6 protein-coding genes and 1 pseudogene are annotated in these 12,967 nt (G+C 53.6%); all 7 read left to right on the plus strand.

What is annotated here, in order from left to right:
* The first annotated feature begins 28 nt into the window (after positions 1 to 28).
* Positions 29 to 523: a leucine-responsive transcriptional regulator Lrp gene (lrp, locus tag ACM5QY_RS12115; RefSeq protein ID WP_013574775.1), complete on the plus strand. Its 495-nt coding sequence runs from the start codon at positions 29 to 31 to the stop codon at positions 521 to 523.
* A gap of 123 nt (positions 524 to 646) precedes the next feature.
* Positions 647 to 4,132 (plus strand): DNA translocase FtsK 4TM domain-containing protein, encoded by a 3,486-nt coding sequence (locus ACM5QY_RS12120; RefSeq protein WP_416120835.1) that lies wholly within the window; start codon positions 647 to 649, stop codon positions 4,130 to 4,132.
* A 195-nt stretch (positions 4,133 to 4,327) separates the two neighbouring features.
* Entirely contained in the window at positions 4,328 to 4,939 is a 612-nt protein-coding gene (lolA, locus tag ACM5QY_RS12125) for an outer membrane lipoprotein periplasmic chaperone LolA (RefSeq protein WP_416120836.1), read from the plus strand.
* A 7-nt stretch (positions 4,940 to 4,946) separates the two neighbouring features.
* Complete coding sequence (locus tag ACM5QY_RS12130; protein ID WP_416120837.1) at positions 4,947 to 6,290, plus strand: replication-associated recombination protein A; 1,344 nt, start codon at positions 4,947 to 4,949, stop codon at positions 6,288 to 6,290.
* 107 nt (positions 6,291 to 6,397) lie between these two features.
* Positions 6,398 to 7,690, plus strand: coding sequence for a serine--tRNA ligase (gene serS, locus ACM5QY_RS12135; RefSeq protein ID WP_195812807.1), 1,293 nt, complete (start codon positions 6,398 to 6,400; stop codon positions 7,688 to 7,690).
* Between the two features lie 290 nt (positions 7,691 to 7,980).
* The gene (gene ynfE / locus ACM5QY_RS12140; RefSeq protein WP_416120838.1) at positions 7,981 to 10,437 is read left to right on the plus strand and encodes a selenate/tellurate reductase subunit YnfE; all 2,457 of its coding nucleotides are present in this window, start codon (positions 7,981 to 7,983) and stop codon (positions 10,435 to 10,437) included.
* A gap of 83 nt (positions 10,438 to 10,520) precedes the next feature.
* Positions 10,521 to 12,967, plus strand: a pseudogene (gene dmsA / locus ACM5QY_RS12145) (dimethylsulfoxide reductase subunit A).

Raw genomic sequence — 12,967 nt, forward strand, 5'->3', positions numbered from 1 at the left:
AGGGAAGGACAGCAGAGAGACAATAATAATGGTAGACAACAAAAAACGTCCGGGAAAAGATCTCGACCGTATTGACCGTAACATCCTCAACGAACTGCAAAAGGATGGCCGGATTTCAAACGTCGAGCTTTCCAAACGTGTGGGATTATCTCCAACGCCATGTCTGGAGCGCGTTCGTCGTCTGGAACGTCAGGGCTTCATTAATGGTTATACCGCACTGCTCAACCCGCATTATCTGGATGCTTCGTTGCTGGTATTTGTTGAGATCACTCTCAACCGTGGCGCGCCAGATGTGTTTGAACAGTTCAATGCGGCAGTGCAAAAACTCGAAGATATTCAGGAGTGTCATCTGGTTTCTGGGGATTTCGACTACCTGTTGAAAACCCGCGTACCTGATATGTCGGCTTACCGTAAGTTGTTAGGTGAGACTTTGCTTCGTCTGCCGGGTGTTAACGACACCCGTACCTATGTGGTAATGGAAGAAGTGAAGCAGACAAATCGCCTGGTCATTAAGACCCGGTAATTGTTCAGGTGCAAAACCTTGCATTTTTAGCTACACTCCTGTGTATCTATACAGCTATGGCGCCGGGGTCAACTCTCGGCGCTGTTGCTTTTTCTCAGTTCACAGGAACCTGGAGAGCCTTTCTTGAGCCAGGAATATACAGAAGATAAAGACGTTACCTTGAAAAAACTGAGCAATGGCCGCCGCATTCTGGAGGCTTTGCTGGTTGTGGTCGCGATTTTTGCTGCTTACTTGATGGCAGCACTGGTGAGTTTTAACCCCTCTGATCCAAGCTGGTCGCAGACCGCGTGGCATGGGCCTATTCATAACTGGGGCGGTGGTGTGGGTGCCTGGATGGCCGACACGCTGTTCTTCATCTTTGGCGTATTTGGTTACGCGATCCCCCCTATTATCCTGTGTCTTTGCTGGGCGGCTTTCCGTCAGCGCGATAATCAGGATTTCGTCGATTATTTTGCTCTGTCGCTGCGTCTCATTGGTACGCTGGCGCTGATCGTCACGTCTTGTGGTCTGGCATCCGTCAACGTGGATGACCTCTACTACTTCGCTTCGGGCGGTGTGATCGGCAGTTTGCTAAGCACGGCGATGACACCGTACTTCAATAACGTCGGGGCGACGCTGGTTCTGCTTTGCGTCTGGGCTGCCGGGCTGACGCTGTTCACCGGCTGGTCATGGCTGACGATCGCCGAAAAAATCGGCGGCGCTATTCTTGGCGTGACCAATATTGTGACAAACCGTTCACGTCGTGATGATGATTATGATTACGACGAGCAGGACGATGCGTTACTGGAAGAAAACGATGAAAAGCCGGCAGCGAAAGTGGTGCCCGCCGCCGTTGCTGCTACAGCGGCCGCTGTGCCTGCTACTGCTGCCGCTTCTGAGGTCGATGAAGATGACGTTCTTTTCTCTGCGCCTTCCGTGACAGACCCGGCAGGGCAAGCGCCTCAGGTTACGCCTGTGGTTGCACCCGAACCGGTTGCAGCGGCAGAAACGGTGAACCCTTACGCCGCAGAACCGCCAGTGGCAGACATCGCTCCGCCACCACAAGCGCCTCAGTCTGCCGCTCCGCCGTTATATAATTTCGAAATTCCGGAAGAAACACCGGTGCCGCGTCACCCGCAACCGGTACAGCAGTCACCTTCTCCGGCACCGGTTCAGCGCCGCGATGACGATGGCCCGAGCATGGGCAACTGGCAGACTGCGGTTGAGCACTCGCGCTCTCCGTTTGATTTCAGCTCAGCAGCACCTGATGCCGCCCAGATTGCCAGCGTCGCGGCCACCGCAGCGCTGGCTACCGGCCTGGCGCAGGCAGGGCAGTCTGCGGCAACGTCTGTCGGCAATACATTTATGCCAGCGTTCAGCGCCGTGAGTGATGAAAATCCTCAGATGAAAAAAGGTTTTGGACCGGAACTGCCGCGTCCAAATCCGGTGCGTATCCCTACGCGCCGCGAACTGGCTTCTTACGGCATTAAATTGCCGTCGCAGCGCATGGCCGAACAGCAGGAACATGCACAGGCGGCCGCGCAAAAAAATGTCGATCAACCTGACTGGCATAACGATCCACTGGCTCAGGCCGATGAGCAAGCCCGGCAGGAAGCGGTGTTACAGGAAGCTTTTGCTGCTCAACAGCAGGAACGCTACGGTGATTCAGTCACTGAAGTTGCACCTGACGACGAAGCGGCATTGCAGGAAGCAGAACTACGTAATGCTTTTGCTGCGCGTGAAAATGCCCGTTATGAGCAGGACGTCGAACCGCAAAGTGGCGTGGTTCAGCACCATCACTCCCAGAATCTGCCACCGGATGCTGCAAACACCGTTGCGGATGATTTTGCTGCGGCTGCGATGAAACTGAGCCAGCACGATGCGTTCAGCTTCTCGCCAATGGCGGATCTGGTCGATGACACACCGTCAGAACCATTATTCACGTTGTCCGCTCAGGCAGAGGAAGAACCGCAGCCCACTACCTTTGCACAGCAAGCGCCTTATCAGCGTCAGGCTACTTCAGAGCCTGTGCAACATGCGCAGGAATATGAAGCGCCACGTCAGTCATCTCCGTCGCCTCAGCCGGATATGGAAAGCCTGATCCATCCGTTCCTGATGCGCAATGAGCAGCCGCTGGTCAAGCCAACCACGCCGTTGCCGTCTCTGGATTTGCTGACGTCGCCACCGGCTGAAGCTGAACCTGTTGACGAGTTTGCACTCGAGCAGATGGGGAATCTGATTGAAGCGCGCCTGAATGATTACCGCATCAAAGCGGACGTCGTCGGGAAGTTGCCTGGGCCGGTTATCACCCGTTTCGAACTGGATCTGGCACCGGGCGTGAAAGCGGCGCGTATTTCGAACTTGTCGCGTGACCTTGCGCGTTCATTGTCCGCCGTCGCCGTGCGTGTCGTGGAAGTGATCCCCGGCAAGCCTTACGTCGGTCTGGAATTGCCGAATAAAAAGCGCCAGACCGTGTATCTGCGTGAAGTGCTGGACTGCGCGAAATTCAAAGAAAGTACGTCTCCACTGACCATTGTGCTGGGTAAAGATATTTCAGGCGAGCCGGTGATTGCCGATCTGGCGAAAATGCCGCACTTGCTGGTGGCCGGTACTACCGGTTCCGGTAAGTCTGTGGGTGTTAACGCCATGATCCTTAGCATGCTCTACAAATCCACACCGGAAGATGTGCGTTTCATCATGATTGACCCGAAAATGCTCGAGTTATCCGTGTATGAAGGGATTCCGCATTTGCTGACTGAAGTGGTTACCGACATGAAAGATGCGGCCAATGCGCTGCGCTGGTGTGTCGGTGAAATGGAACGTCGCTATAAACTGATGTCCGCGCTGGGTGTACGTAATCTGGCGGGTTACAACGAACGTATTCTTGAAGCTGAAGCAATGGGCAGGCCGATTCCGGATCCTTTCTGGAAACCGGGCGACGGTATGGCTGCAGAACCGCCGTACCTGCAAAAAGAACCGTTTATCGTGGTGTTGGTCGACGAATTTGCAGACCTGATGATGACCGTCGGTAAAAAAGTGGAAGAACTGATTGCGCGTCTGGCACAGAAAGCCCGTGCGGCCGGTATCCATCTGGTGCTGGCAACGCAGCGTCCTTCCGTCGACGTTATTACCGGTCTTATCAAGGCGAACATCCCGACGCGTATTGCCTTCACGGTGTCGAGCAAAATTGACTCCCGCACCATCCTTGATCAGGGCGGCGCAGAATCTCTGCTGGGTATGGGCGACATGCTTTATATGGCACCCAACTCGTCGATTCCGGTTCGTGTTCACGGCGCATTTGTCCGTGATCAGGAAGTTCATGCTGTGGTTCAGGACTGGAAAGCGCGCGGTCGTCCCAAATACATCGAAAACATTGTTTCCGGTGGCGACGATGGCGAAGGCGGAGGTCTGGGGCTGGACGGGGATGAAGAACTCGATGCCCTGTTTGATCAGGCCGTTGCGTTCGTCGTCGACAAGCGCCGTGCGTCAATTTCAGGCGTTCAGCGTCAGTTCCGTATCGGTTATAACCGTGCGGCGCGAATCGTTGAACAGATGGAAGCGCAGGGCATTGTCAGTGCGCCGGGCCATAACGGTAACCGTGAAGTACTGGCTCCGCCATCACACGAATAAAATATTTGGGTTTAACGGGTTTTTGTTAAGAAGGGTCGCGAATGCGGCCCTTGTGCAAAGATGCGTAAAATGACGGCTTTTCAGATGATTGAGCTATCACCGGGGCGTTGGCTCGGATAGAGTTCGCACCATACGTCTTTTGTCTTTGTGAAAGGCATCGTCTGAAGTTTAAGGATTTTTGAGGTAACTATAAGAATGAAAAAATTGTTATTGGTAGGGTGTTTACTGACTGCATTTACCTCCGCTTCCGTTTTGGCAGATGCCAGCAGTGATCTCAAATCCCGACTGGGTAAACTGAATACTTTCCACGCCAGCTTCACCCAGACGGTCACCAGCGATGATGGTTCAGCCGTTCAGCAGGGCGAAGGCGAACTGTGGGTTAAACGTCCAAACCTGTTCAACTGGCATATGACGACACCGGATGAAAGTATTCTGGTTTCCGATGGCAAAACACTTTGGTTCTACAACCCGTTTGTAGAGCAAGTGACAGCAACCTGGCTGAAAAATGCCACCGGCAACACGCCGTTTATGCTGATTACCCGTAACGACAGCAGTGACTGGTCGAAATATAACGTGAAACAGCAGGGCGATGACTTCAAGCTGACGCCAAAAGCGTCTACCGGAAATCTGAAGGAATTTGCTATCACCGTTACGCCAACAGGCACCATCAAAAGCTTTACTGCGGTTGAGCAGGATGGCCAAAAGAGCGCTTATACCCTGAAGGGTGAGCAAAACGCGTCCGTTGATGACGCGAAGTTTAAATTTACTCCGCCGAAAGGTGTGACGGTGGACGACCAGCGTCAGTGAGGTAAGCTTGAGTAATCTGTCACTCGATTTTTCCCAGAATGAATTCCAGCCACTGGCCGCCAGAATGCGGCCAGTAACACTTGCAGAATACGTGGGTCAGCAGCATCTTCTCGCGCCGGGTAAACCTTTGCCGCGGGCGATTGAGGCGGGTCAGTTGCATTCGATGATTTTGTGGGGGCCGCCGGGAACCGGGAAAACGACGCTGGCAGAACTCATTGGCCGCTATGCAAATGCCGATGTTGAGCGCATTTCAGCTGTCACCTCAGGGGTGAAAGATATCCGTGAGGCTATCGAACGTGCCCGGCAAAACCGCGATGCCGGGCGTCGAACCATTCTGTTTGTTGACGAAGTCCACCGCTTCAACAAAAGTCAGCAGGATGCCTTTCTGCCGCATATCGAAGACGGTACGATTACGTTTATCGGTGCGACGACAGAAAACCCGTCTTTTGAACTCAATTCCGCCTTATTATCGCGCGCCCGTGTGTATCTCCTTAAATCGCTGACGGCTGAAGATATCGAAAAAGTTATCGATCAGGCGCTGACGAACGCTGAGCGCGGTTATGCCAACGAAAAAATTCGTGTCCCGCCGGAAACACGGCGCATGCTTTCTGAGCTGGTTAATGGTGACGCACGTCGTGCGCTGAACAGTATCGAGATGATGGCGGATATGGCGGAGATTGACGCCAAAGGCTATCGCACGCTGACGCCGGAACTGCTGACCGAGATTGCCGGTGAGCGCAGCGCGCGTTTCGATAACAAGGGTGACCGTTTTTACGATCTGATTTCTGCGTTACATAAATCTGTGCGCGGTTCTTCGCCGGATGCGGCGCTTTACTGGTACGCCCGCATTATTACGGCTGGCGGTGATCCGCTGTATGTCGCGCGACGCCTACTGGCTATTGCTTCTGAAGACGTGGGCAATGCCGATCCGCGCGGTATGCAGGTGGCTATTTCCGCCTGGGATTGCTTTACCCGCGTTGGACCGGCAGAAGGTGAGCGCGCGATTGCGCAGGCGATTGTTTATCTGGCGTGCGCGCCGAAAAGTAACGCAGTCTATACCGCTTTCAAATCGGCGATGCGCGATGCGCGTGAAATGGCTGATTATGATGTGCCGGAACATCTGCGTAATGCACCGACCAAGCTAATGAAAGAGATGGGGCTGGGCGCGGAATACCGTTATGCACATGACGAGCCTAATGCTTACGCCGCCGGGGAAGATTATTTCCCGCCAGAAATGGCCCGCACGCAGTATTATTACCCGACTTCACGCGGGCTTGAAGGCAAGATCGGTGAAAAGCTGGCATGGCTCGCTGAACAAGATCAAAATAGCCCGACAAAACGCTACCGCTAATTTTATCGTTGCGGTAAGGTTACCGGTGATAACTCTTTGACACGCTGTTGTTTCAGGCGGCGTGCATCGTCAAATTAACATTCAATAACGACACGTACAGGATTAGCATGCTGGATCCCAATCTGCTGCGTAATGAGCTAGACGCAGTTGCAGAAAAACTCGCTCGCAGAGGTTTTAAACTCGATGTGGAAAAGCTGCGTTCTCAGGAAGAGCGCCGCAAAGTCTTGCAGGTAGAAACGGAAACTCTCCAGGCTGAACGTAACGCACGATCGAAATCTATCGGTCAGGCAAAAGCCCGTGGCGAAGACATCGAACCCCTGCGTCTGGAAGTGAATACGCTGGGTGAGAAGCTGGACGCTGCGAAAGCTGAGCTGGATGCATTGCAGAACGATATCCGTGATATCGCTTCCGCTATTCCAAACCTGCCAGATGATTCCGTACCTGCCGGTAAAGATGAGAACGATAACCAGGAAGTCAGCCGCTGGGGCACGCCGCGCCAGTACGATTTCGCCGTCCGTGATCACGTATCGCTGGGTGAAATGGCAGGCGGTCTGGATTTCGCTGCCGCAGTGAAACTGACCGGCGCTCGTTTTGTGGTCATGAAAGGTCAAATCGCCCGCATGCACCGCGCGCTGTCCCAGTTCATGCTGGATCTGCACACCGAGCAACACGGTTATCTGGAAGCCTACGTGCCGTATCTTGTTAACCACGAGACGCTGTACGGTACAGGCCAGTTGCCGAAATTTGGCGAAGACCTGTTCCACACCAAGCCTCTGGATGAAGAAGCCGGCAGCAGCAACTATGCACTGATCCCAACCGCAGAAGTGCCGCTGACGAACCTGGTTCGTGACGAAATTCTGGAAGAAGAATCTCTGCCACTGAAAATGACCGCCCATACGCCGTGCTTCCGTTCAGAAGCCGGTTCTTATGGTCGTGATACCCGTGGCCTGATCCGTATGCACCAGTTCGATAAAGTCGAAATGGTTCAGATTGTTCGTCCGGAAGATTCCATGCAGGCGCTGGAAGAACTGACCGGTCATGCGGAAAAAGTGCTTCAGTTACTGAATCTGCCCTACCGTAAAATGTTGCTGTGTACCGGCGACATGGGCTTCGGTTCAAGCAAAACTTACGATCTGGAAGTGTGGCTGCCCGCGCAGGACACTTACCGCGAAATCTCCTCATGTTCAAACATGTGGGATTTCCAGGCGCGTCGTATGCAGGCTCGCTTCCGCAACAAAACCGACAAAAAACCACGTCTCGTTCATACCCTGAACGGTTCGGGTCTGGCAGTCGGTCGTACGCTGGTGGCTGTGCTGGAAAACTACCAGCAAGCCGATGGCCGCATTGAAGTGCCGGAAGTATTACGTCCTTACATGGGCGGTTTAGAATATATCGGCTAACCCCGTTATGTACTGAATGATATAGCGAAAAAGCGCCTCAGGGCGCTTTTTTTATGGATAAAATCGTGCGCTGCGTTAAATAACCCGTATTTCGTCTGGGTCAACCGGGCCTTTTTTGATAGCAGACAAAGTTTACTAACCCTTAATAAGTAATATCCACGCTATCTGAGTGGGTATCTTTCTAATCTGAGAATATAAACTTCACAACCCGCTCATTTTCTTGCCAGGGTTTTAGACGCCGGATTTTATAACCGGTGCGCTATGGCGAGGCAACTCAGCGGAGCGCGAAAATGTCGGTAGTCAAATCAGATAGAATCACAGAAAAGAACGGTATCAGCCGCCGTACGCTGATGAAAACATCTACGCTGGCCGGTTTAGCTATCGCGGCAGGGGGTGTTTCACTTCCTTTCAGCCGCAAGGTTTTAGCCGACGTGACCGGTGCTAAAACAGTTTCAACGCCCGAAGATAAAGTGGTATGGGGTGCGTGCTCCGTTAACTGTGGCAGCCGGTGTGCGCTGCGTCTGCACGTCCGCGATGACGAAGTGTACTGGGTCGAAACTGACAATACCGGCAACGATATTTACGGTGACCATCAGGTTCGTGCCTGTCTGCGCGGGCGTTCTATCCGCCGCCGCATGAATCACCCGGAGCGTCTGAATTACCCGATGAAGCGCGTCGGCGAGCGCGGTGAAGGTAAATTCAAACGGATCAGCTGGGAAGAAGCCTTTGACGAAATCGCCAATAACCTGAAGCGTATCGTCGCCAGATACGGCAATGAAGCGGTGTATATCAATTACACCTCCGGCGTTGTTGGCGGCAACATTACCCGGTCATCACCTTACGCCTCGCTGGTCGCCCGTCTGATGAACTGCTACGGCGGTTTCCTCAGCCATTATGGGACTTACAGCACCGCGCAAATTGCCTGCGCCATGCCTTACACCTACGGCAGCAATGACGGCAACAGCACATCCGACATCGAAAACAGCAAACTGATGGTTCTGTTCGGCAACAATCCGGCTGAAACACGCATGAGCGGCGGCGGGATTACCTACTACCTCGAACAGGCACGTCAGCGCTCAAACGCCAGAATGATCGTGATCGACCCGCGTTATACCGACACAGCCGCAGGGCGTGAGGATGAATGGATCCCGATCCGCCCCGGCACCGACGCTGCGTTGGTGGCCGGACTTGCGCATGTACTGATCACAGAAAATAGGGTCGATCAGGCTTTTCTCGATAAATATTGTGTAGGTTACGACGAAAAAACCTTACCGGCTGATGCGCCCGCCAACAGTCATTACAAAGCTTATATTCTCGGGCAAGGCGCGGACAGTACGGCTAAAACGCCGGAATGGGCTTCACGTATCACCGGTATTCCGGCAGACAAAATCGTGAAACTTGCACGGGAAATCGGCCAGGCGAAACCCGCCTATATTTCTCAGGGCTGGGGGCCACAACGTCAGGCCAACGGCGAACTGACGTCGCGCGCGATCGCCATGCTGCCGATCCTGACCGGTAATGTCGGGATTAACGGCGGTAACAGCGGGGCGAGGGAATCCACGTATACCATCACCATTGAACGTATGCCGGTGCTGGAAAATCCGGTTCAAACCCAGATTTCCTGTTTCAGCTGGACCGATGCAATTTCGCGTGGACCTGAAATGACGGCTAAAGCTGACGGCGTTCGCGGCAAGGACAAGCTGGACGTGCCGATCAAGTTCATCTGGAACTATGCCGGTAACACCATCACCAATCAGCATTCAGACATCAATAAAACCCACGATATTTTGCAGGACGACTCGAAGTGCGAAATGATCGTCGTGCTCGAAAATTTCATGACCTCCTCGGCGAAATACGCCGATATCCTGCTTCCGGACTTAATGACTGTTGAGCAGGAAGACATTATTCCTAACGATTACGCGGGGAATATGGGGTATCTGATTTTCATTCAGCCCGCAACATCCGCCAAATTTGAACGAAAAGGCATCTATGAAATGATGAGCGAAGTCGCACGGCGGCTTGGCCCGGATGTTTATCAGAAATTTACCGAAGGCCGTACACAACGGCAGTGGCTGCAAGCGCTCTACGCGAAAATGCTGGCAAAAGACCCGGCATTACCGGCCTATGAAGAGCTGCGCGAAATGGGGATTTATAAGCGCAAAGACCCGGCCGGGCATTTCGTTGCCTACAAAAAATTCCGTCAGGATCCTCAGGCCAATCCGCTGAAAACGCCCTCCGGGAAAATCGAAATTTACTCCTCTGCGCTGGCAAAAATTGCCGGTGAATGGGAGCTGCAAAAAGACGAAACCATCAGCCCGTTACCGGTTTATGCCTCAACCTTCGAAGGCTGGGATGACCCGAAACGCAGCCAGTTCCCGTTGCAGATGTTTGGTTTCCACTACAAAGCGCGTACCCATTCAACCTACGGCAATATTGATGTCTTGCAGGCCGCGTGCCGTCAGGAAGTCTGGATCAACCCGATGGACGCCCAAACCCGAGGCATCCAAAACGGTGACAAAGTGAAAGTCTTCAATGATCGGGGAGAAGTACGTGTGGCGGCGAAAGTCACGCCCCGCATCATGCCTGGCGTTGTCGCCATGGGGCAGGGCGCATGGCATCAGGCCAATATGCGTGGTGACCGTATTGACCATGGTGCCTGCATGAACACGCTGACGACTCAGCGGCCATCGCCCCTGGCGAAGGGTAATCCTCAACATACCAATCTGATTCAAATAGAAAAAGTCTAAAGAAGCGCAGGACAAAGAACCTGGCGCAGTGACACCGTTGTTCATTTTTCGCCCCGTAAGCCGGGGCGTATGTGGAGTATATAATGTCGGATCAAAACAGAAATAAATCCGGTTCAGGCGGCGGGATCAGCCGTCGTGAACTGGTCAAAGGCACCACGCTGGCCGGAATGGCCGCCGCAGTAGGGGGAATATCGCTGCCGTTCAAATCTGTGCGCGCAGATTCAGCCCCCGCGACGGCAAAAGTGACCGAAGAGAAAGTCGTCTGGAGCGCATGTACTGTAAACTGCGGCAGCCGTTGTCCGCTCAGAATGCACGTTGTGGACGACGAAATTCGTTACGTCGAAACCGACAATACCGGCGACGATGATTATGAAGCGTTGCATCAGGTGCGCGCCTGTTTGCGCGGGCGTTCAATGCGCCGCCGTGTCTACAATCCTGATCGTCTGAAATACCCGATGAAGCGAGTCGGCAAACGTGGTGAAGGCCAATTTAAGCCAATCAGCTGGGATGAAGCGTTCGACACGCTGGCGGGCAGCCTGAAAGACATTATTCAGCGTTTTGGCAATGAAGCCATTTACCTGAACTACGGCACCGGTACGCTCGGCGGTACCATGACCCGCTCGTGGCCGCCGGGTAAAACTCTGATTGCGCGTCTGATGAACTGCTGCGGCGGTTATCTCAATCACTATGGTGATTACAGTTCCGCACAGATTGCCGCCGGTCTGAATTATACCTACGGCGGCTGGGCGGACGGCAACAGCCCTTCAGATATTGAAAACAGTAAGCTGGTGGTGCTGTTCGGGAATAATCCTGGCGAAACCCGCATGAGTGGCGGTGGTGTGACGTACTACCTTGAGCAGGCCCGACAGAAATCTAATGCCCGAATGATCATCGTCGATCCGCGTATACCGATACCGGTGCGGGTCGTGAGGACGAATGGGTTCCGATTCGCCCGGGCACCGACGGGGCGCTGGCGGCAGCGCTGGCTCACGTAATGATTACCGAAAATCTGGTCGATCAGCCGTTCCTGGACAAATACTGCGTCGGTTACGATGAGAAAACCTTACCAGCCGGTGTCCCGCAGAATGCGCATTATAAAGCCTATATTCTCGGCGATGGCCCGGATGGGATCGCGAAAACGCCTGCCTGGGCCGCAAAAATCACCGGCGTTTCTGTCGATAAAATCGTGAAGCTGGGACGTGAAATCGGTCAGGCAAAACCGGCGTTTATTACTCAGGGCTGGGGGCCGCAGCGCCATGCAAATGGCGAAATTGCAACCCGCGCCATTGCGATGCTGGCGATTCTGACCGGCAACGTGGGCGTTCACGGCGGGAATTCCGGCGCGCGCGAAGGGTCGTATGAAATCCCTTTTGTGCGGATGCCGACGTTTGAAAACCCAATTCAGACCAGCATTTCCATGTTCCTCTGGACCGACGCTATCGTCCGCGGTCCTGAAATGACGGCCACGAAAGACGGCGTTCGCGGAAAAGCTAAACTGGATGTGCCGATTAAGTTTATCTGGAACTACGCCGGTAACTGCCTGATCAATCAGCATTCTGATATCAATCGTACGCATGACATTCTCCAGGATGATACGCAGTGCGAAATGATTGTGGTGATTGATAACCACATGACGTCATCAGCGAAATATGCAGATATCATTTTGCCGGACTGCACGGCGTCTGAGCAGATGGATTTTTGTCTGGATGCTTCAAGCGGCAACATGGATTACATCATTTTTGCCGATCAGGCGATAAAGCCACGCTTCCAGTGCAAAAATATTTATGAGATGACTTCCGAGCTGGCACGCCGAATGGGCGTTGAGCAGAAATTTACGGAAGGGCGCACCCAGGAAGAATGGCTACGTCATCTGTATCAGCAATCCCGCGAAGCACTGCCGGAACTGCCTGATTTTGATACTTTCCGTAAACAAGGCATGTTCAAGAAACGCGATCCTGAACAGCATCACGTCGCGTATAAAGCCTTCCGGGAAAATCCCGCAGCCAACCCGCTGGATACGCCTTCCGGCAAAATCGAAATCTACTCGGCGGAACTGGCAAAAATTGCTGCTGAATGGGAACTCGCTAAAGACGATGTGATTGATCCGCTGCCCGTTTATGCTGCAGGTTTCGAGAATTATGACGATCCGCTGGCCAGCAAGTATCCCCTGCAACTGACCGGCTTCCATTATAAAGCGCGCACCCATTCGACCTACGGCAACGTCGACGTGCTGAAAGCCGCCTGTCGGCAGGAAATGTGGATCAACCCGATGGATGCCTCGCAGCGCGGTATCGCGAACGGCGACATGATCCGCATTTATAACGATCGCGGCGAAGTTCGCATTGCTGCCAAAGTGACGCCACGCATGATGCCGGGCGTTGTCGCACTCAGCGAAGGTGCCTGGTATTCCCCCGACAATAAAAAAATCGACCGCGCGGGCAGCATCAACGTACTGACGTCTCAAAGGCCTTCACCGCTGGCGAAAGGTAACCCCTCTCACACCAACCTTGTGCAAGTGGCTAAGGTTTAA

It is taken from the genome of Rahnella sp. PCH160 (assembly GCF_047784855.1).
Lineage (GTDB): Bacteria > Pseudomonadota > Gammaproteobacteria > Enterobacterales > Enterobacteriaceae > Rahnella.

Excerpts from the sequence above, each read along its gene's own strand:
- lrp (WP_013574775.1), top strand. The coding sequence starts at position 29 with ATGGTAGACAACAAAAAACGTCCGGGAAAAGATCTCGACCGTATTGAC.
- lolA (WP_416120836.1), top strand. The coding sequence starts at position 4,328 with ATGAAAAAATTGTTATTGGTAGGGTGTTTACTGACTGCATTTACCTCC.
- ynfE (WP_416120838.1), top strand. The coding sequence starts at position 7,981 with ATGTCGGTAGTCAAATCAGATAGAATCACAGAAAAGAACGGTATCAGC.
- serS (WP_195812807.1), top strand. The coding sequence starts at position 6,398 with ATGCTGGATCCCAATCTGCTGCGTAATGAGCTAGACGCAGTTGCAGAA.